Annotated in this window: 19 protein-coding genes; 7 read left to right on the top strand and 12 right to left on the bottom strand. The window is 55.8% G+C overall.

Going from position 1 to position 19,307, the window contains the following annotated elements:
• Positions 1-33: 33 nt before the first annotated feature.
• The 5 genes from gndA to ccoG all read right to left on the bottom strand — a co-directional run bounded on the left by gndA (position 34) and on the right by ccoG (position 6,153).
• Complete coding sequence (gene gndA / locus M2418_RS08540; RefSeq protein ID WP_192488711.1) at positions 34-1,464, bottom strand: NADP-dependent phosphogluconate dehydrogenase; 1,431 nt, start codon at positions 1,462-1,464, stop codon at positions 34-36.
• A gap of 135 nt (positions 1,465-1,599) precedes the next feature.
• Positions 1,600-1,755, bottom strand: a complete 156-nt coding sequence (gene ccoS, locus M2418_RS08535; protein WP_192488710.1) for a cbb3-type cytochrome oxidase assembly protein CcoS — start codon at positions 1,753-1,755, stop codon at positions 1,600-1,602.
• The gene (locus M2418_RS08530) at positions 1,752-4,073 is read right to left on the bottom strand and encodes a cation-translocating P-type ATPase (RefSeq protein ID WP_259145992.1); all 2,322 of its coding nucleotides are present in this window, start codon (positions 4,071-4,073) and stop codon (positions 1,752-1,754) included. Before M2418_RS08530 ends, ccoS begins: the two co-directional genes overlap by 4 nt.
• On the bottom strand, positions 4,070-4,570 hold the full coding sequence (locus M2418_RS08525; protein WP_250981728.1) for a FixH family protein: 501 nt from the start codon (positions 4,568-4,570) through the stop codon (positions 4,070-4,072). Before M2418_RS08525 ends, M2418_RS08530 begins: the two co-directional genes overlap by 4 nt.
• A complete protein-coding gene (ccoG, locus tag M2418_RS08520; protein ID WP_259145989.1) occupies positions 4,567-6,153 on the bottom strand; it encodes a cytochrome c oxidase accessory protein CcoG in 1,587 nt (528 codons plus the stop codon). Before ccoG ends, M2418_RS08525 begins: the two co-directional genes overlap by 4 nt.
• 130 nt (positions 6,154-6,283) lie before the next feature.
• On the opposite strand from ccoG, the gene M2418_RS08515 reads away from it, so the two are divergent.
• Entirely contained in the window at positions 6,284-6,688 is a 405-nt protein-coding gene (locus M2418_RS08515) for an SRPBCC family protein (RefSeq protein ID WP_259145987.1), read from the top strand.
• A gap of 13 nt (positions 6,689-6,701) precedes the next feature.
• A complete protein-coding gene (locus M2418_RS08510) occupies positions 6,702-7,052 on the top strand; it encodes a VOC family protein (protein ID WP_192488705.1) in 351 nt (116 codons plus the stop codon).
• Positions 7,053-7,098: 46 nt separating this feature from the next.
• Here the strand turns inward: M2418_RS08510 and ccoP are convergent, their stop codons facing one another.
• From ccoP to ccoN, 4 genes are read right to left on the bottom strand one after another with little or no spacing between them, the layout of a single operon-like run.
• Positions 7,099-7,962, bottom strand: coding sequence for a cytochrome-c oxidase, cbb3-type subunit III (ccoP, locus tag M2418_RS08505; RefSeq protein ID WP_250981732.1), 864 nt, complete (start codon positions 7,960-7,962; stop codon positions 7,099-7,101).
• A 3-nt stretch (positions 7,963-7,965) separates the two neighbouring features.
• On the bottom strand, positions 7,966-8,118 hold the full coding sequence (locus M2418_RS08500; protein ID WP_250981733.1) for a cbb3-type cytochrome c oxidase subunit 3: 153 nt from the start codon (positions 8,116-8,118) through the stop codon (positions 7,966-7,968).
• An 11-nt stretch (positions 8,119-8,129) separates the two neighbouring features.
• Positions 8,130-8,861 (bottom strand): cytochrome-c oxidase, cbb3-type subunit II, encoded by a 732-nt coding sequence (ccoO, locus tag M2418_RS08495; RefSeq protein ID WP_259145985.1) that lies wholly within the window; start codon positions 8,859-8,861, stop codon positions 8,130-8,132.
• Positions 8,862-8,872: 11 nt separating this feature from the next.
• Positions 8,873-10,495: a cytochrome-c oxidase, cbb3-type subunit I gene (gene ccoN, locus M2418_RS08490; protein ID WP_259145984.1), complete on the bottom strand. Its 1,623-nt coding sequence runs from the start codon at positions 10,493-10,495 to the stop codon at positions 8,873-8,875.
• A gap of 70 nt (positions 10,496-10,565) precedes the next feature.
• Here ccoN and M2418_RS08485 point away from each other — a divergent pair, with 70 nt between their 5' ends.
• Entirely contained in the window at positions 10,566-11,282 is a 717-nt protein-coding gene (locus M2418_RS08485; protein WP_259145982.1) for a hemerythrin domain-containing protein, read from the top strand.
• Positions 11,283-11,326: 44 nt separating this feature from the next.
• Here the strand turns inward: M2418_RS08485 and cobU are convergent, their stop codons facing one another.
• A complete protein-coding gene (gene cobU / locus M2418_RS08480; RefSeq protein WP_259145980.1) occupies positions 11,327-11,848 on the bottom strand; it encodes a bifunctional adenosylcobinamide kinase/adenosylcobinamide-phosphate guanylyltransferase in 522 nt (173 codons plus the stop codon).
• 623 nt (positions 11,849-12,471) lie between these two features.
• Between cobU and M2418_RS08475 the strand changes: the two genes are divergently transcribed.
• On the top strand, positions 12,472-13,164 hold the full coding sequence (locus tag M2418_RS08475; protein WP_259145979.1) for a DUF599 domain-containing protein: 693 nt from the start codon (positions 12,472-12,474) through the stop codon (positions 13,162-13,164).
• Between the two features lie 63 nt (positions 13,165-13,227).
• Positions 13,228-14,199 (top strand): DUF1624 domain-containing protein, encoded by a 972-nt coding sequence (locus M2418_RS08470; protein ID WP_259145977.1) that lies wholly within the window; start codon positions 13,228-13,230, stop codon positions 14,197-14,199.
• A gap of 51 nt (positions 14,200-14,250) precedes the next feature.
• Here the strand turns inward: M2418_RS08470 and M2418_RS08465 are convergent, their stop codons facing one another.
• Complete coding sequence (locus M2418_RS08465) at positions 14,251-14,637, bottom strand: MerR family DNA-binding transcriptional regulator (protein WP_192488697.1); 387 nt, start codon at positions 14,635-14,637, stop codon at positions 14,251-14,253.
• Between the two features lie 182 nt (positions 14,638-14,819).
• The gene (gene mgtE, locus M2418_RS08460; RefSeq protein WP_250981738.1) at positions 14,820-16,244 is read right to left on the bottom strand and encodes a magnesium transporter; all 1,425 of its coding nucleotides are present in this window, start codon (positions 16,242-16,244) and stop codon (positions 14,820-14,822) included.
• Positions 16,245-16,645: 401 nt separating this feature from the next.
• On the opposite strand from mgtE, the gene M2418_RS08455 reads away from it, so the two are divergent.
• Together M2418_RS08455 and M2418_RS08450 are read left to right on the top strand one after the other, a co-directional pair.
• Positions 16,646-18,958 (top strand): FdhF/YdeP family oxidoreductase, encoded by a 2,313-nt coding sequence (locus M2418_RS08455; protein WP_250981739.1) that lies wholly within the window; start codon positions 16,646-16,648, stop codon positions 18,956-18,958.
• Positions 18,958-19,302 carry a hypothetical protein gene (locus tag M2418_RS08450; protein WP_250981740.1) on the top strand — a complete coding sequence of 115 codons (345 nt, stop codon included), beginning with the start codon at positions 18,958-18,960 and terminating at the stop codon, positions 19,300-19,302. Before M2418_RS08455 ends, M2418_RS08450 begins: the two co-directional genes overlap by 1 nt.
• Positions 19,303-19,307: the final 5 nt, after the last annotated feature.

Here is a 19,307-nt window from a genome sequence, read left to right as displayed (position 1 = left end):
CGGAAGCGATAATCGCCCCCAGGAGAAATCATATTAGAATATGTCAGCACCGCTGCCCCATGGGCCGTGTGGCTTATCCACGCCGTCGGTACGCTCAAAGCCATGTGCGCCGAAGAAGTCGCGCTGTGCCTGGATGAGGTTTGCGCTGCCACGGCCGCGGCGATAAGCGTCGAAGTAACCAAGCGCCGATGCCAGTGCCGGAACCGGCAGACCCGACAGGGTGGCGTAGGAAACAACCGAACGCAGCGACTTGTCGGTGTCCTTGACCATCTGCGCGAAGGCAGGTGTCACGATGAGGTTTGCAACATCCGGATCCTTGGTGAAAGCCGATGTGATTTCATCAAGGAACTGCGAACGAATGATGCAACCTGCGCGCCAGATACGGGCGATGGTTGGCATTGGCAGGTTCCAGTTGAACTCCTTGGACGCCGCAGACATGATGGCAAAGCCCTGCGCGTAAGCACCGATCTTGGCGGCCAGAAGCGCGCTTTCCAGATCAGCAATAAACGCCTTTTTGTCAGCAGGTGCTGGCAGAACGTCCGGCAGGCCGAAAATCTTCTCTGCTGCAACGCGCTCGTCCTTCTGCGAAGACAGGATACGCGCAGCAACAGCAGCTTCGATAGCCGTTGCAGCAACACCCATGTTCTGCGCTTCGATAACCGACCACTTGCCAGTACCCTTCTGGCCAGCCTTATCGAGGATAAGGTCTACCATCGGCGTGCCGGTGATCGGGTCTGCTGCGCGCAGCACTTTTTCAGTGATTTCGATGAGGTAGGAGTTCAGGCGGCCCTTGTTCCAGGTCGCGAACACGTCAGCGATTTCAGCTGCACTCATCTTGAGGCCGTCGCGCAGGATGCCGTAGATTTCGGCAATCATCTGCATGTCGGCATATTCAATGCCATTGTGTATGGTCTTGACGAAGTGGCCTGCGCCATCATTGCCGAGCCATGCAACGCACGGATCATCATTGTACTTGGCGGAGATCGAGGTCAGAACCTTCTCAACGCGCTTCCAGCTGTCTTCCGTGCCACCAACCATGATCGAAGGACCATGACGTGCGCCTTCTTCACCACCGGACACGCCCATGCCGATAAAGGTCAGGTCAGTGTCTTTCAGGGTGTCGAAGCGGCGAATCGTATCGCGGAAATTGGCGTTACCGGCATCGATCATGATGTCGCCATTAGCCAGATGCGGCTTCAGGATTTCCATCTGCTGGTCAACCGGGTCACCGGCCTTGATCATGATGATGATCGGACGCGGCGGACGAATAGCAGCGACGAATTCCTCGATTGTTTCGCAAGGAATGATCTGGCCCTGCAATTCACCGGCTTCAGCGTAAAATTTTCGTGTTGCCTCCGGGGTGCGGTTGAATACGGCAATCTTGTTGCCCTTTTCTGCAATGTTCAGGGCAAGGTTAGAGCCCATGACACCGAGACCGATCAAACCGATTTCTGCCTGTTCCACGGATGTGCCTCCATCTTTCGTTCAATGGCGCATGTTGTGGCACTGTAAATGGAAAACGGCAAGGCTGGACATGAACGAAACGATTATATTTTGATGACGAAAATCATCTTTGCCTTCAAATAAGGCAGGCAAATTTTACTTCGCAGGGTGGTCGTCTCCGTCATCCAGCGCCCGCCAGCCGGCCCCATCCATGTCTTCATACTGGCCGCTTTTCAGCGACCAGAGAAAAGCAAAAAGTCCCAAACCGCCGAGAAACAAGGCAACTGGAATAAGAAACGAAAGCATGTTCATGCGAAACGCGCTCCTTTTTCCACGCCGTTAGCATCGTCCGTTTTGATATTGCGATTGCTGCTGGCAATATCGGCCTGTGCAGTATTTGCAAGGCTGTTAAGACGTAATGCGTTGGCTACCACGATAATCGACGACGTCGACATGGCAATGGCGGCAATCATCGGCGTGGCGTAACCGGCAAGCGCAATTGGCACGGCAATGATGTTGTAGCCGATGGCCAGTGCAAAGTTCTCGCGGATCAGCCGTCCGGCCTTGCGTGATGCCTCGACCGCAAACGGCACCGCACTCAGATTGTCCTGCATGAACACGAAATCTGCGGCCTGACGGCCAATATCCGCCGCCGTTGCCGGCGCAATCGACACATGGGCTGCGGCAAGTGCCGGGGCATCGTTGATGCCATCGCCCACCATCAGCACCTTCCGGCCCTGTTCGGCAAGCTCGGTGCAGCGGGCGGCTTTCTCGGCTGGAGCAAGTCCGGCATTCCACTGCGTGATGCCGATCCGCCGCGCCAGTGTCTCAACCGCTGCCGGACGATCGCCTGAGACGATTTCGCTTTTCATGTGGTCGCCAAGCAGTCTCGAAACGGCTTCCGCCGCGCCAGGACGAACCGTATCTTCAAAGCGGAACTGCGCCAGTTCACGGCCATTAAGCGACAGCACCACTTCAGACGAGGCAAAGTCACTGTTCGAATCACCTGCCGTGTCAGGCAGCGCAAAACGCCTGCTGCCGAGACGATAAAGACCATCAGGGGTTTCCACCTCAACACCGGCACCGGGAATTTCACGACCGCCGGCAAACACCGGCAATGGGCCATCCACCGAACGGGCTAAAGCCTGCGACAGCGGGTGCCGCGAATTGACGGCAATGCCGGCGGCGGTCTTCATCAGCGAAGGTGCAATCTCACTGGCATTGACCAGCTGTGGCCGACCAAGTGTCAGCGTACCGGTCTTGTCGAACAAAACCGTATCCGCTTCGGCAAGGCGCTCCATCGCCGAACCATCCTTGACCATGATGCCGTGCTTGAACAGCCGACCAGCCGCAACCACTTGCACGACAGGTACGGCAAGACCAAGCGCACAAGGGCATGTGATGATCAGAACGGCAATGGCAATCAGCATGGCCTGTTTCCAGTCCCCGCCGAACACACCCCAGCCGATAAAGGCCGTCAGCGCCAGCAAATGCACCACCGGCGAATAATATTGGGCAGCCCGGTCAGCCAGACGGCGATAACGCGCCCGACCACCTTCGGCAGCTTCCATCAGGCCGATGATTTCCGACAGGAACGAATCCCTTGCCAGCGCGGTTGCCTCGATTACCAGTGCACCGGTCAGATTAAGTGTACCGGCCTGAACCGCGTCACCCTGACGGACTGTCAAAGGGGCGCTTTCGCCATTGACGATAGACACATCGAGATCGCTGGTACCGCTGAGGATACGGCCGTCAACCGGCACCCGGTCGCCAGCAGCAATGGCAATGTGATGGCCGGGCACGATATCGGTCACTGGAAGATATTCCCGCGAACCGTCTTCCATCAGCACCGTGGCACCACGCGGTGATAGCCGTGCAAGCCCGGCAACGGCCGAACGCGCACGGTCTCGCATGACGTGATCCAGCGTGCGGCCAATCAGCAGGAAGAACAGCAGCGACACGGTGGCATCAAACCAGGCGTGTGGGCCGCTGTGAATGGTTTCCCAGACCGACACCGAATAGGAAAGCGTGATGGCCAGAGCAATCGGCACGTCCATATTGGTACGGCCATGTTTCAAGGCATTAAAGGCCGACTGGTAGAAAAAACGGCCACCATAGATCAGCGCCGGGGCCGCAATCAGACCCGAAATCCAGTGGAACATGTCACGGGTCGAGGCATCGGCGCCCGACCAGACAGAAATAGACAACAGCATGATGTTGACGGCGGCGAAACCGCAAAGGCCAACCGCACGGATCAACTGGTTGCGCAACTCATCAGAGCTGTCCTGCAACGATGTGAACAGATGCGTTTCATATCCGGTCGAGGCCACCGCCTGCGCAAGAATGACCGGATCGGTCTTCACGCCGTCAATTTCTTCCTTCCAGACGATGGAAACACGCTTTGAAGACAGGTTGACGCGTGCCTTCTCAACCTGCGGCAGCTTTCTCAAAGCGCCTTCGACGGTCGTGATACAGGCACCGCAATAAACACCGGGAACGCCGAGATCGGTCTGGCGCAGCCCCTGCCCCAGGTCCCGGCTTGCCAGGAACAACTCTTCCGATGAAGGCAGGGTGCGGTTGAAACCGGCCTGCTCCAGCGCGCTTTCTGTACCCGGTGCACAGCAGCTCATTGCACGTCTCCCGTTACAGCAATGCGTTCACCCTCATGCACGATGACCTTGCCGTCTTTCATGGCAATCGCCTCAACGATCCAGTGACCACCGGGAATGTCATGCTGGCCCGAGAATACACCGGTTTCGGCCTTTTGCAGTTCCATGTCGAAATTCTGTTTTTCACCAACCGGACGGCGGAAATGCAAGGTCACGCTGTCGGTATCGATGGCACCGCGTTCGGGATGCGAAATCTCGTAGCGGGCAATATCGTTCTTGACCTCAAGCTTACCGATGATACCGGAGGCAGCACGCGCCTTGGCAGCCGCCGCCTTGCCGTTGAACTGCTGGCTTGCCACATAGGTATTGGGCACGACAAGACCGCTCCAGCTGGTCACCGCATTCCAGGCCATGGTGATGTTGACCGAGATGATGGTTCCGAAAAACAGAACCATGATTGCAAGCATATGCCAGCCGGTAAAAACGAAACCCTGTTGTTTTTGTTGTTCAGCACTCATTTCTTAGCTCCCGGAGCAATAAAGACGGCCTTGTAATGGGCAGTTTCGTGAATTTCATTGTCGACCGCAATGAAATCGAAATCTTCTGAGGTCGAGGTGATTGCCTTGCCCGGCAGCGTCACAAACACTTTCAGCGTCGTGACTTCGTCCGGCTCGACCATCACGGTAAACGAGCGCGATGGCGCATCCTGCACACCGTTGATCTTCATGAGCGCTTCCGGCACGCCTTCGATCGATAGCGTGATCTGGCGCGGCTGCGGCACCATGTTCAACAAACGAACCGTGTAGCCGTTACGGATCGAACCATCAGATTCCAGTACATATTGCGGGTTTCTGTCATGCAGCACGTTGACCGACAGACGATCACGGGTCGCCAACGCAAACAGCATGGCCAGGCCGACAGCCGACCAGATGCCCATGTAAAGAAGGGTACGCAGACGGAAGATGATACGCCAGTTGAAGTGCCTGATGGCATCCACGAACTTGCCATCCTGATCCCGAATATTCGATGGCTTGATCGGATGTGTGCTGTTGCCGGTTGCCAGCTCCATATTGGCTTCATATTCGCTGAGTGTGGCATAGGCGATCAGCCCGCGAGGCTTGCCAATCTTGTCCATGACCCCGTCACAGGCATCTATGCACAGCGCGCAGGTGATGCATTCCAGCTGCTGCCCGTCCCTGATATCGATGCCCATGGGACAGACGGCAACGCAGGCATTGCAGTCCACGCAATCTCCCACCGGTTCCCCGGCGGCAATCAGCTTTTTCGAATGACGTGAGCGTGGTTCGCCGCGCCAGTCATTATAGGTCACCACAAGTGAATGTTCGTCGAGCATTGCAGCCTGAATACGTGGCCACGGGCACATGTAGGTGCAGACCTGCTCGCGCATCAGACCGCCGAAAATATAGGTGGTGGCAGTCAGCGTAGCGACGGTCGAATAAGCTACCATGGCGGCTTGGCCCGTCATGAACTCCATGGCAAGTGTTGGTGCATCCGCAAAATAGAAAATCCAGGCACCGCCGGTCGCAACACCGATGACAAGCCAGATCGAATGTTTGAGCAGGCGCTTGCGGATCTTGTCGAAGCTCCACGGCGCGGCATCCAGCTTCATGCGGGCATTTCTGTCACCTTCGACCGCCCGCTCGACCACCAGAAAGAGGTCGACCCAGACGGTCTGGGGACAGGTATAACCGCACCATGCGCGGCCAACGGCCGACGTGATGAGGAACAACCCGAAGCCGGCCATGACCAGCAGGCCGGCAACATAAAAGAATTCTTGCGGCCATATTTCGATAAAGAAGAAATAGAACCGGCGGTTGGCAATATCGATCAGAACAGCCTGATCCGGTGCATAGGCACCACGGTCCCAGCGGATCCATGGCGTCAGATAATAGATGCCGAGCGTGATCAGCATCACGATCCATTTGAAACGGCGAAATTGCCCCTCAACCCGCTTCGGAAAGATCTTCTTGCGGGCTTCATACAGTGGCTGACGAATTTTGGCGGAATTGACAGGTAAAGCGTCAAGCTGTTCGACATTCGCGGGCCGACTGCTATCCTGCTCGGCGTTGTAGAGGTTCATGGGGCAATATCCAGATTTCTGTATTTGCCTTTTCTCATTTCGCAGCCGTTTCATCCTTGACTTAAGTCAAGCATGGACAAAGTGGCGCATGTGGCAGGTTTGAACGTCGCCCCGCAGCAAGGAGGCCGCAATGCCCGATAGTATGACCGCAAAGATCGTGCATTTGACGATTAATCGCCCATGGACGGCCGTTTATGCGTTCGCGTCCGATCATTCAAAAATGCCGTTATGGGCCGCGGGCCTAGCCAGCGGCCTTACGCCGCAGGGTGACGATTGGATCGCTTCGGGGCCGCTCGGCAATGTCACGGTGCGATTCGCAAAACCAAATGACCTCGGCGTTATCGACCATGTCGTCACCATGCCGGATGGCCTGGAAGTCTATAATGCCCTCAGGGTCACGCCAAACGGCGACGGCTGTGAAATAGCCTTTACCGTCCTGCAGCTGCCGGGCATGAGTGATGACGACTTTAAAAATGATGCGGATCTCGTCTACAAGGATCTGATATCGCTAAAAAAACTGCTGGAAACAACCTGATTGGAGACCTGCCGTGGCCGGTAAAAACAACACCATCAATTACGTCGAATTCAACGTCAGCGACATCGAAGCGTCCAAGGCCTTTTATGGCACCGTATTCGGCTGGCAGTTCAAGGATTACGGCCCGCAATATTGCGAGTTTTCCGATGGCAACATGACGGGCGGTTTTACCACAACGGCACCGGTCAAGGCTGACGGTGGCGCATTGGTCATTCTTTACGCCGATAATCTGGAACCAACGCTGGAAGCTATCAAAAAAGCTGGCGGCACCATTGTCGAGTATATTTTCGAGTTTCCCGGTGGTCGCCGTTTCCATTTCAGGGATCTGGACGGTTACGAACTGGCCGTCTGGACCGCAAACTAAAAAAGGGCCGCGAAAGCGGCCCTTTTGTCATTGTCTGGACGGGTGGTTATTCACCACCACCCAGCGAGTGCACGAACAGTGCCAGCTGCTTGACGGTGGCATCGCCAAGGCGCTCGCCCCAGGCAGGCATCACGCCATGCTTTGGTGCGCGGACCTGTGCGGCAATGCCGTCTTCGCCTTCAACCTTCAGCCAGATGGCATCGGCAAGGTTTGGTGCACCAAACTCGCGGTTACCCTTGGCATCTTCGCCGTGACACGAAGCACAGTTGTCGGCAAAGATCTGCTTGCCTGGTTCAACCATGCTGGCATCACGCGGGGTGCCGGTCAGGCTGACGACATAAGCTGCAACCTGCTTGATCTCCTGCGACTGCAGCATGTCGGCATAGGCCGGCATTTCCGACAGGCGTGTATCATCATCATCGGCAAAACGAATACCATGGGTAATCGTTGTGTAGATGTCGTCCGCGCTACCGCCCCACAGCCAGTCGTCATCGTTGAGGTTGGGGAAGCCTGCACCACCCGAAGCACCTGAACCATGGCACTGGATGCAGTTGACCTTGAACGCGGCAGAACCACCGGCAACGGCAAACTGCAACAGCTCATTGTCGGCCTGAATGTCGGCCAGCGACGATGCGGCAATCTTGTCGAGGTAGACGCTCTGCGCCGTCTTGGCTTCCACCATTTCACCGGCAAAGTCAGCGCGGCTGCTCCAGCCAAGCAGGCCCTTGGTGTTTTCGGTCAACAAAGGCCATGCCGGATAGGCAATCGTGTAACCGATTGCCCAGATGATCGTCAGGTAAAAGCACCATACCCACCAGCGTGGCATGGGGTTGTTCAACTCACGAATGCCATCCCATTCGTGACCGGTGGTTTCCACGCCACTAATTTCGTCAATGTGTTTTTCCGACATATCCTAGTCCTCCTTGAGAGGAATATTGGCTGCGTCTTTGGCCTGCTTTCCGCCACCGGGACGCAATGTGAAGAGGACGACCGCAAGAAAGAACAGTGTCATGGCCAGCAAGCCCCAACTGTCCGCGAAGTGACGCATGGCTGTGTAGGTTTCCATGTCATCTCTCCTTAGCGGTAGCCAGCGGCATCGTCGTAGGTCGAGAAATCGACCAGCGTGCCGAGCATTTGCAGATAGGCAACCAGAGCATCCATCTCCGTCAGCTTGGCTGGGTCGCCATCGAAGTCACCGAGCTTTGCCTTGGGATAGCGCGCTTCGATACCTGAAGTATCCGCATTCGGATCAGCCTGAGCGGCAAGATCGGCAGCGGCGTTTTCGATCATCTCGTCACTGTATGGAACGCCCACGGCACGGTTGGCCTTGAGCTCCATTGAAACGTCGGTGATCTTGAGCGGTGTTTCCTTCAGGAAGGAATAGCTGGGCATCACCGATTCCGGCACGACAGAGCGTGGCTCGACCAGATGCTGCACATGCCATTCGTTTGAATAACGGTCACCGACGCGGGCGAGATCTGGCCCTGTGCGCTTGGAACCCCACTGGAACGGATGGTCGTACATCGATTCAGCGGCAAGGCTGTAGTGACCGTAACGCTCGACCTCGTCACGGAACGGACGGATCATCTGGCTGTGGCAGGTGTAGCACCCTTCACGAATGTAGATGTTGCGTCCGGCCAGCTCGAGCGGCGAGTAAGTCCGCATGCCCTCCACCTTTTCAATGGTGTTTTCGAGGTAGAAAAGCGGTGCGATTTCAACGATACCGCCGATGGAGACCACAACGAGCGATCCCACCAGAAGCAATGTTGCATTACGCTCGATGACGCCGTGTTTATCAAGAATAGACATCGTCAAACTCCTTACTCAGCCGGTTGCAGCGCAGGCGCGGCATCCTGGCGAACACCCTCTTGGCGCTGATGGCCGAGAATGGTTCTGGTAATGTTGTAGGCCATGATGATTGCACCGCTGAGGAACAGCAGACCGCCACCGGCACGCAGCACGTAGTATGGGAACATGGCCGCCACAGATTCTGCGAACGAGTAAACCAGGAAGCCCTGCGCATCATATTCGCGCCACATCAGAGCTTGCTGGATACCGGCAACCCACATGGCAGCCGCGTAGACAACGATACCCAGTGTGGCCAGCCAGAAGTGCCAGTTGACCAGTTGCAGGCTATACAGACGATCGCGGTTCCACAGCTTTGGCACCATGTAGTAGAGAGCGCCGAAGGTGATCATGCCGTTCCAGCCAAGCGCGCCGGAGTGAACGTGACCAATGGTCCAGTCGGTATAGTGGCTGAGCGAGTTGACGGCCTTGATCGACATGACCGGACCTTCAAATGTTGCCATGCCGTAGAAGGCAACCGCCATAACCATCATGCGAACGACCGGGTCGGTACGGATCTTGTCCCATGCGCCCGAAAGCGTCATCAGACCGTTGATCATGCCACCCCACGAAGGCATCCACAGCATGACCGAGAACACCATGCCCAGTGTCTGCGCCCAGTCCGGCAGCGCCGTATAGTGCAGGTGGTGCGGGCCAGCCCAGATATACATGAAGATCAGGGCCCAGAAGTGGATGATCGACAGGCGGTAGGAATAGACCGGACGGTTAACCTGTTTGGGAATGTAATAATACATCATGCCCAGGAAGCCGGCGGTCAGGAAGAAGCCCACGGCGTTATGGCCGTACCACCACTGTGTCAAAGCATCCTGCACGCCCGAGAAGGCCGAGTAGCTCTTCACGCCGAGGAACGACACCGGCACCGCCAGATTGTTGACGATATGCAACATGGCAATGGTGACAATGAAGCCGAGGTAGAACCAGTTGGCCACGTAAATGTGGGGTTCCTTGCGCTTCAGGATCGTGCCCAGAAACGCAATGAGATAACAGACCCAGACAATTGTCAGCCAGATATCGACGTACCATTCCGGCTCGGCATATTCCTTGCCCTGCGTAATGCCGAGAAGGTAGCCGGTCGCGGCCATGACGATGAACAGGTTGTAGCCCCAGAAAACGAACCAGCCGAGGTTACCGCCGAACAGGCGTGCACGCGATGTGCGCTGAACCACATGGAAAGACGTCGCGATAAGCGCGTTACCACCAAAGGCAAAGATAACCGCCGAGGTGTGCAGCGGGCGTACACGACCGAAATTGAACCATGGCTCAATGTTCAGGTCGGGAAATGCCAGCTGAAGCGCAACGATCAGACCGACGAGGAAACCGACAACGCCCCAGAACACGGTGGCAATGACACCGTATTTGATGACTTCATCGAAATACTCCGACTGCTGACGCTGCTTGGCGGCAGCATCGATCGGCGCAAAGGATGTGCGTCGCAACAACACGATCGCGCCGATGAGCAGCACGAAAAACAGCACCCACATGTGGGATGCAAACTGATTATCATGGGCGAATGCCGCCCCTAGCAACGCAATAAAGGCTCCCAGAGCCACTATCACGAATTCCAAAGTGTAGTTCATTGTTGGTTTCCCCCAACGTCCTGGCTGATCCGACGCGGCCAGACATCTGCCCTGTGCAGAGTCGTGCGGCATGTCGCGTCGTTTGGAGAAGTGCCATTCGCGGGCCAAACTTACCTTGATCCAAATCAAGGCAGACGCGGCAGACTGTGGGAGAAATAGAAACGAACTGGAAATAGCGGCATTTTCGCAACTGGATGCGTCCTTCGGGACATCGTGCCGCACGACAGGCGTGGCAGCGCAGCCAGTCTTGCGCTTGAAGGGCAAGAACGAGGTCATGACCATGGCACAGAAAGGTAATCTTTCAGGGCGACCTGAACAGGAAACCATCACCCCGCTTTCGCGGTCGGAAAAGGATTTCCCCAAACTGGACTGGCTGCGCCGGGCGCATACGGAACAGCTGGCACTGTGCCGGGAACTGGAAGAGATCGCAGATTCCCTGCCCTCCAACGTCAACCGGCAAAAATGCATCTATGCCGCCAAGGCGCTTGGACCCGTCATCCGCGGCGCTCACCATTATGAGGAAACCGTGCTGTTTCCCTGGATCGAACACCGCACCGGCCAGCGCGCTCGTTCTGAAACGCTGGAACGTCTGCGCTTTGAGCATTTCGAGGATGAATGTTTTGCCGAAGAACTGACTGATGCCCTGCTGAAGGTCGGCTCGGGCAATCCGGTCAACATGGAGGCGGTCGGCTACATGCTGCGTGGTTTTTTTGAAGCAACGCGTCGACATATAGCCTTTGAAAGCGACTGTCTTCTCGAAGAACTGGAAAACGAACAGACGCATTGAATCAAAAACTTAAGTACCCGATTCAAAATATGAGGAACCCGACCTTACCCCTTCATTTTAAGGGGTAATCCAGCCGCGATGAAATAAACTTCGTTGGCAACTTCGGCCACATTTTGATGCAGGCGGCCAGCATGGTCACGAAACTCTCGCGCCATACGATTGTCAGGCACGATGCCAAGTCCGACTTCATTGGACACAAACACCAGCTGCGCCTTGGCGACGGAAAGATGACGGCAAAGAGCCTCGAATTCGGCTGGCATATCCCTGTTGTCCATCATCAGGTTTGTGACCCACAATGTCAGGCAATCAATGAGAATGATCCGTTTGGGATCATCAATCTTTTGCAGCAGACCCACCAGATCAACCGGCTCCTCATGGCTGGTCCAGACAGCGCCACGCCGGGATTGGTGTTCACGAATGCGCTCTCGCATTTCATCATCCCAGGCACGCCCGGTCGCCACATAATGGGCGTCGAGGCCGCTTGAGAGAACCAGTTGTTCGGAGAAGGAGGATTTGCCGGAACGCGCACCACCCAGCACAAGAACCGTTCGATTTTGGTGCGACATGAAAATCCGCTCTGCAATGTATGAAATTATGTCCGGACCCCAATGCGCGTAGGCGCAGGGCCATTGCATCAAGCCATGAAAAGGGACGATTCGTAGATAGGAGGCGTCCCCCGGTCGATCATGCTCAACACGCCGGTTTGTCTGCTTGCTGTCATTTCCCCGGTTTGCACCATTACAAACCGCAAGGAAACTGAAGGCCAGCAGCAAAAGGTCCGGACAACCAAAATCTAGGATCAGGCTGGGCGCGTGTCAATGACATCTGGGAGTAGATAAAAATCAAAAAGCGCGCGAGCCATCAAGCTTGCACGCCTCCTGAAAACACCTCGAACAGAGGCAACGGCGACCGGTACGCAATACCTTTTCCGGAGCCGGACTGACGGCCTCGCCGTCTGCACGACTACAATTAACCAGACATTCTTACCGGAGAGTTAGCAAGCGACTCACATTCGAAAAAACTTTGTCGTTTTTTGCATTTTTATCGCGAACCATCTCACCGACAAAATAGACACCGTTTTTTCAGTCCGTTGAGATAGATGATGTCAGCACATTGCCTGACGGACCGCATGCGGCCATTATCGCCCGGTCTGAAGCGGCACGGATTCGATTGGCGGTCTCACAACATCATGACAATTATCGACTATACGGCTTTTGTAATCTTCATCCTCTCCTGGAGCAGTTACGCCTGGCTGACATCAGGCAAGCCGCGTTTTGCGCGCCTCAGCCTCAACCAGGCCATGGCCGAGCGCCGCCGCAAATGGATCTACAATTCGCTGCGCCGTGACCTGAAAATGATCGACACGCAGATCATGGCCGGCCTGCAGAATGGCACCGCCTTTTTTGCCTCGACCTCGATCTTTGCGATTGGTGGCTGTTTTGCGCTTCTGGGTGCGACAGATCAGGTTGAATCCGTGTTCAAGGACATGCCCTTTGTGCATTATGCCGGACGCACGGCCTTTGAAATGAAGGTCATCGGACTGACGACCATCTTCGGTTATGCCTTTTTCAAATTTGGCTGGTCCTACCGCCTTTTCAACTATTGCACCATTCTGTTTGGCGCCATTCCGATGGTCGAGGACAGTCTGGGTGACCGACGCGCAGCAGAACAGGCCGCCGAAAACGTCATCCGCATGAACATCATCGCCGCCAAAAACTTCAATGATGGTCTACGTACCATTTTTCTGTCGATCGGTTATCTCGGCTGGTTCATCGGCCCTTACGTGTTCATTGGTGGCACGCTCTTCATCATCGCGGTACTGACACGCCGTCAATTTTTCTCCGAAGCACGTCTGGCGATCATGGAAGATGAACAGCCTTGAAATTGCCTCACTTTGAAGGCGTTGCGGTAATCTTTGCAGAACGACAAAATCAGGGATGAGAGAATGACCGAAGCGATCACCGGGACAACGCCACCCGCCCCGAAAGGCCGGATCGGCGCACTCGATACATTGCGCGGCATTGCCCTGATTGCCATGGCATCCTACCACTTCACCTGGGATCTGGAGCTGTTCGGTTATCTCGAGTCGGGCACCGCAACCCAGGGCCTCTGGAAGATCTATGCGCGCGGTATTGCCAGCAGCTTCCTGTTTCTGGCCGGTTTCAGCCTGTATCTCGCCCATTCCAAAGGCATAAACTGGCCGTCTTTCCGCAAACGCTTTGCCATGATCGCTGCTGCTGCCGTGGTAATCACCGTTGCAACGGCCATTGCGACGCCTGATGGCATGATCTTTTTCGGCATATTGCATAATATCGCCGCCGCAAGCCTTGTTGGCCTGTTGTTCCTGCGACTGCCTGTCGTCGTGACGCTGATCGTTGCCGCGGCGGCACTTGCCGCACCGTTTTATCTGACGGCGGATATTTTCAGCACGCCATGGCTGCTCTGGATCGGCCTTTCGCCGGTCATGCCGCGCTCCAATGATTATGTGCCGCTGCTGCCGTGGCTTGCGCCGTTTCTGCTCGGCCTCAGCGCTGCAAAAATCGCCCTACCCGCTGGCTGGCTTGATCGTTTCCGCACCCCAAGCCACCCGCGCAATCCGCTGGCCCTTGCCGGCAAACACAGCCTTGCCTTTTACCTGATCCACCAGCCCATTCTGGTTGGTATTGTTTATCTCGCATCGCTGATTGCACCGCCCCCACCGGTCGACATGGTAGAGCAATACAAGAACCTCTGCATGCGCTCATGCGTCAACAGCGAAAACGGCACTGAGATTTGTGAAAGCTTCTGTGGCTGCAAGCTGGAAAAGCTACAGGCCGAAGGTATCTTCGACAATATGATGGCCAACAAGGTCAACGAGCAGGAACAGGTAAAGATGGGCGACATCTCATTTATGTGCGCCCAGGAAGTACAGCAATAAAAAAGCCGCTGTGACAAACAGCGGCTTCACACTATCCGAATTTCGAAACGGTCAGGTGCCGACACCAATTTCCGCAAGTCGGGTCAGACAGGCTTCTTCGACATTGTCGAGTTCCGCCAGCGTCTCTTCAATGTCCTTGCGCTTCTGGCGCAGTTCATTGCGCTTCTCATCGACCTTTTTCATCAGCATCTCAAGCTGGCCGGATTCGCCCGGCGGCTCCTTGTAGACCTGAATGATTTCGCGGATTTCTGCGATGGTGAAGCCGATACGACGGCCTCTGAGAATTTCCTGAATAAGCCTGCGGTCGGCCATTCTGAACAATCTGGTGCGACCACGACGTTCAGGATGAATGAGCCCCTCGTCTTCGTAAAAACGCAGCGTTCTTGTCGAAACACCAAATTCCCGTGTAAGCTCTGTGATGCTATAATATTTATTCACGTGCCGATCCGCTTCATGTCAGGCAATTGAGTATATTGACCTTCACGTAAAAGTCAATTTTACAATTGATCCTCACCTAACATAATCGCGACGTCTCGCCTTCAACACAAGAATACCAGCCCTTGCAAAAACAAGGACTTGAAACCCATAATTGTGCAAACAATTCCTGCACGTGAGCGTCGCTAATGTATGCCGAACCACCAGGTCGCAAGACCGAGAAACGAGAAGAAGCCCACCGTATCGGTCACTGCGGTCACAAACACCGCTGAAGACACCGCCGGGTCGGCGCCAAAACGGTCCAGCACGATCGGAATGAGAATTCCGGCCAGTGCCGCGGCAAACATGTTGATCATCATGGCCGCTGCCAGAATGCCACCGATTTGGATATCGTGAAACCAAAGGGCAGCCAACGTACCGATGGTACAGCCAAACAGCAGGCCATTGAGAATACCAACGCCCGCCTCACGACGGATAATACGTCTGGCATTGTGAATATCGAGGTTTTTGGTGGCAAGCGCCCGCACAGACACCGTCATGGTCTGCGAACCGGCATTGCCGCCCATGCCCGCCACGATCGGCATTAGAATGGCAAGCGCGACGATCTCTTCAATGGTCGCGTCAAACAGGCCGATGACGGAGGCCGCCATCGATGCGGTAAACAGGTTGACGGCAAGCCACGGCATACGTGAGCGGGACGTGCTGGCAACGGAGTCAGACAGTTCTTCGTCACCGACACCACCAAGGCGCAGCAAGTCTTCTTCCGCCTCTTCCTGGATAACGTCAACCACGTCATCAATGGTCAGTACGCCGACCAGACGGCCGTTCTCATCCACCACGGCAGCGGACAGAAGGTCATACTGTTCAAACAGCTGCGCGGCCTCTTCCTGGTCCATCTCCGCCGCAATCGGGTGGTTGGTTTCATGCATGATCGTTTCGACCTTCACCTGCCGCTTGGACCGCAGCAGCTTGTCGAGATCAAGCGCGCCAACCAGCTTGAAAGTCGGGTCGATCACGAAAATCTGGGTGAAGCTTTCGGGAAGTTCTTCTTCCTCGCGCATGTAGTCGATGGTCTGGCCAACCGTCCAGAATGGCGGCACGGCCACGAACTCGGTCTGCATACGACGACCGGCAGAGCTTTCCGGATAATCCAGCGCACGGCGAAGCCTGACACGCTCGGTAAACGGCAGCTTGGCGAGAATTTCTTCGCGGTCCGCGTGGTCAAGGTCTTCCAGAATGTAGACCGCGTCATCCGAATCCAGTTCACCGATACCGGCAGCAATCTGCTCATTCGGCATCTGCTCAACGATATCCAGACGAATGGCCTCATCGACCTCCGTCAAGGCGGTCATGTCGAAGTCGTCACCCAGCAACCGCACCAGCGCATGGCGTTGTTCCGGCAGGATTGATTCGAGCAGATCGCCCAATTCGGACTCGTGCAGCCTTGCGACATTTTTACGCAGGAACAGCAGGTCACGATCGGCGATTGCTGCACCAACCATGGTCAAAAAGTCGGAGCGGATAGAGCCGTCATCCGAATAAATGTCAGAGGCTTTATTGGAAGGTGTCACATCGAGAGGCTCGTGACGATCGTCGTCAACATCAGTCATTGGCGCCCCCTGTTTTACGTGAATGTCCCGAATTACGGGCTGGCTGGAGAATGGCTCTTAAAACCGCATTGTCAACGATCAGGCAAGATGGATGCCAAGGAAAATTTTGATCGGAGAGACAATATCATGCGGTCATAAACAACCGCTTTAAACAGATTCCTGCGACGAAATCGCGACGCCGATGACCAAGAGTTGAAAAACTCAGACTAAGATACAAGTTGACATATGGTACACATGGGGGAATCTGGAGAATACAACAAGAGATTGCCAATGAGGCAATGCGACCAGAAGGCGCAGGAATTGCGCTGAAGCATGTCGCGCAAAAGTGTTCAGCGGTTTTGCGATAACGACATGCAAAAAAACAAAGAGCTAAAGAATAATTTTTGGGAAAGACCACGTTCATGGGCAAGATGGATTTCATCGGCAAGGCATCCTCCGCAGCTGGCGGCTGGGGCGCACTGAAAAGTGTTGGCAAGAGACTGCTGGAATCCGGCGCACCAATATCCGGCGCCCGTACCCTTCTCAAAGCCAATCAGCCCGATGGCTTTGACTGTCCAGGCTGCGCCTGGGGTGACCCGGAGCACGGTTCCTCCTTCGAATTCTGCGAAAATGGCGTGAAGGCCGTGGCGTGGGAAGCAACTGAAAAGCGCGTCCCGCCCGACTTCTTCGCCAAACACACCGTCACTGAACTGCGTGGCTGGAGCGATTACGATCTTGAGCTGCAAGGCCGCCTCACCAACCCGATGCGTTATGACCGCGCCACCGACAAATATGTCGCCGTGTCCTGGGACGAAGCCTTTGCCGAAATCGGCTCGGTGCTGAAAAGCGTTCCAGATGCCAACCGCGCCGAATTCTACACATCCGGCCGCGCGTCCAACGAAGCAGCTTTCCTGTATCAGCTGATGGTCCGCCTTTACGGCACCAACAACTTCCCTGACTGTTCCAACATGTGCCATGAGGCCAGCGGCGTTGGCCTGAAGGCTTCCGTCGGCGTTGGCAAGGGCACAGTTCTGCTGGAAGACTTCGAACATGCCGATGCTATTTTCTGCATTGGCCAGAACCCCGGCACCAACCACCCGCGCATGCTGGGTGACCTGCGCCGTGCAGCCCTTCGCGGTGCCCGCATCGTTGTCTTCAACCCGATCCGCGAAAAGGGCCTTGAGCGCTTTACCGACCCGCAGGACAAGGTTGAGATGATCACCGGCGGCAGCGCCAAGATCGCCACCAACTATTACCAGCCACGCCAGGGCGGCGACATGGCTGCCGTGCGCGGCATGAGCAAGGTTATCTTTGCCGCCGATGACGCAGCACGTGCCGCTGGCCAGCCCGCCATCATCGATTACGACTTCATCAACGAACACGCTGTCGAGTTTGACGCCTACCGTGCCGCCGTGGATGCCACCAGCTGGGATGCCATTCTCGACCAGTCTGGCCTGACCCGCGAGCAGATCGAAGAAGCCGCAAACATCTATATGACGTCGAATGCCGTTATCGCCACCTGGGCGATGGGCATTACTCAGCACAAACATTCTGTCATCACCATCCGCGAAATCACCAACTTCATATTGCTGCGCGGCAATATCGGTCGTCCAGGTGCGGGCCTTTGCCCGGTGCGTGGCCACTCCAATGTGCAGGGCGACCGCACAGTTGGTATCGATGAAAAGGCACCACCTGCCCTGCTGGACGCGCTTGAGAAAGAACTAGGCGTGCCAATGCCGCGCAATCGCGGCCACAACACGGTTGAAGCCATTAGCGCCATGCTGGACGGGACTGCCGAAACCTTCATCGCGCTGGGCGGCAACTTCCTGCGCGCCACACCGGACAGCCCGCTGATCATCAAGGCGTTTGAAAAGCAACGCCTGACGGTCAACATCGCCACCAAGCTCAACCATTCGCATCTGGTGCCGGGTCAGGTCTCCTACGTTCTGCCATGCCTTGGCCGCACGGAAATCGACCGTAATTCCAAGGGCGTCTCGCAGATCATCACCGTGGAAGATTCCATGAGCATGGTTCACGGTTCCGGCGGCATCAACACGCCGGCCTCGCCAGAGCTGAAGTCGGAAATTGCAATCGTTGCCGGGATTGCCGAAGCAACGCTTGGCAACGCCCATGTCAACTGGCGCGCCATGGCCGAAGATTACGACCTGATCCGTGACATGATCGAGCGTGTCCTGCCGGGCTTTGAGAACTACAATGAGCGCGTGCGCGTGCCGCGTGGGTTCCACCTGCGCAACGCCGCCGCAGAGCGCGAGTGGAACACACCAGCCAAGAAGGCAACCTTCTTTACCGGCGAATTGCCGGCAAAAACCGAGCACCAGCAGGCGCTTGGCGAAGAAGGCATCTTCGTGCTGCAGACATTCCGCAGCCATGACCAGTACAACACCACCATCTACGGCATGGATGACCGTTACCGTGGCGTTTACGGTGAACGCCAGGTCGTGTTCATGAACCCAAAGGACATGGAAAAGCTGGGCGCGAAGGCCAAGCAGCGCGTTGATGTTGTCGGAGAATATGGCGATGGCATTGAGCGAATTGCCGAAAACTTCCGCCTTGTACCTTACAACATTCCAGAAGGCAGCATTGCCGGTTATTACCCGGAACTGAACGTGCTTGTGCCACTGCACAGCTACGGCGAAGGCAGCTTCACCCCAACCTCGAAGTCGGTTCTGGTGTCGGTTCGTCTGCGCATCGAGGCTGATACCGAGGCTGCATAATGTCTGAAGATACTTCCGCCGAACGCTTCATGGCGATGGTGGAAAAGGTCATGGAAACGGCCCTGGATGGTTTGGACACCACCGGGGCCGCACTTCTGTGCGCTATTCACCTCGGCATCGGTTCCGACAGCCGCAGCCTGTCGAAAAAGCTCGGCATTGCCCATGCGCTGGTGTTACGTGAAATCACCGCCATGTCTGGCCGCTTCCTTGCCGTGACAAAACGTGATGACCGGACACAAAGAACCTTTGTGGAATTATCAGCTGTTGGTAAGGAACTGACCGAGGTCGCCTATGCCACCTCTGGAACCTCGCATGACATCGAAAACATGACACCGCAAGCCTGACGCCT

This window comes from Rhizobium sp. BIGb0125 (assembly GCF_024810055.1).
GTDB lineage: Bacteria > Pseudomonadota > Alphaproteobacteria > Rhizobiales > Rhizobiaceae > Agrobacterium.
The sequence above is the reverse complement of the archived record's forward strand: the minus strand, read 5'-3'. Positions and strand labels throughout refer to the sequence as shown.

Bases quoted from the DNA above. Each gene is read 5' to 3' on its own strand.
- ccoS (WP_192488710.1), bottom strand. From the start codon at position 1,755: ATGAACATGCTTTCGTTTCTTATTCCAGTTGCCTTGTTTCTCGGCGGT.
- M2418_RS08530 (WP_259145992.1), bottom strand. From the start codon at position 4,073: ATGAGCTGCTGTGCACCGGGTACAGAAAGCGCGCTGGAGCAGGCCGGT.
- M2418_RS08525 (WP_250981728.1), bottom strand. From the start codon at position 4,570: ATGAGTGCTGAACAACAAAAACAACAGGGTTTCGTTTTTACCGGCTGG.
- ccoG (WP_259145989.1), bottom strand. From the start codon at position 6,153: ATGAACCTCTACAACGCCGAGCAGGATAGCAGTCGGCCCGCGAATGTC.
- M2418_RS08515 (WP_259145987.1), top strand. From the start codon at position 6,284: ATGCCCGATAGTATGACCGCAAAGATCGTGCATTTGACGATTAATCGC.
- ccoP (WP_250981732.1), bottom strand. From the start codon at position 7,962: ATGTCGGAAAAACACATTGACGAAATTAGTGGCGTGGAAACCACCGGT.
- M2418_RS08500 (WP_250981733.1), bottom strand. From the start codon at position 8,118: ATGGAAACCTACACAGCCATGCGTCACTTCGCGGACAGTTGGGGCTTG.
- ccoO (WP_259145985.1), bottom strand. From the start codon at position 8,861: ATGTCTATTCTTGATAAACACGGCGTCATCGAGCGTAATGCAACATTG.
- ccoN (WP_259145984.1), bottom strand. From the start codon at position 10,495: ATGAACTACACTTTGGAATTCGTGATAGTGGCTCTGGGAGCCTTTATT.
- M2418_RS08485 (WP_259145982.1), top strand. From the start codon at position 10,566: ATGTCGCGTCGTTTGGAGAAGTGCCATTCGCGGGCCAAACTTACCTTG.
- cobU (WP_259145980.1), bottom strand. From the start codon at position 11,848: ATGTCGCACCAAAATCGAACGGTTCTTGTGCTGGGTGGTGCGCGTTCC.
- M2418_RS08475 (WP_259145979.1), top strand. From the start codon at position 12,472: ATGACAATTATCGACTATACGGCTTTTGTAATCTTCATCCTCTCCTGG.
- M2418_RS08470 (WP_259145977.1), top strand. From the start codon at position 13,228: ATGACCGAAGCGATCACCGGGACAACGCCACCCGCCCCGAAAGGCCGG.
- mgtE (WP_250981738.1), bottom strand. From the start codon at position 16,244: ATGACTGATGTTGACGACGATCGTCACGAGCCTCTCGATGTGACACCT.
- M2418_RS08455 (WP_250981739.1), top strand. From the start codon at position 16,646: ATGGGCAAGATGGATTTCATCGGCAAGGCATCCTCCGCAGCTGGCGGC.
- M2418_RS08450 (WP_250981740.1), top strand. From the start codon at position 18,958: ATGTCTGAAGATACTTCCGCCGAACGCTTCATGGCGATGGTGGAAAAG.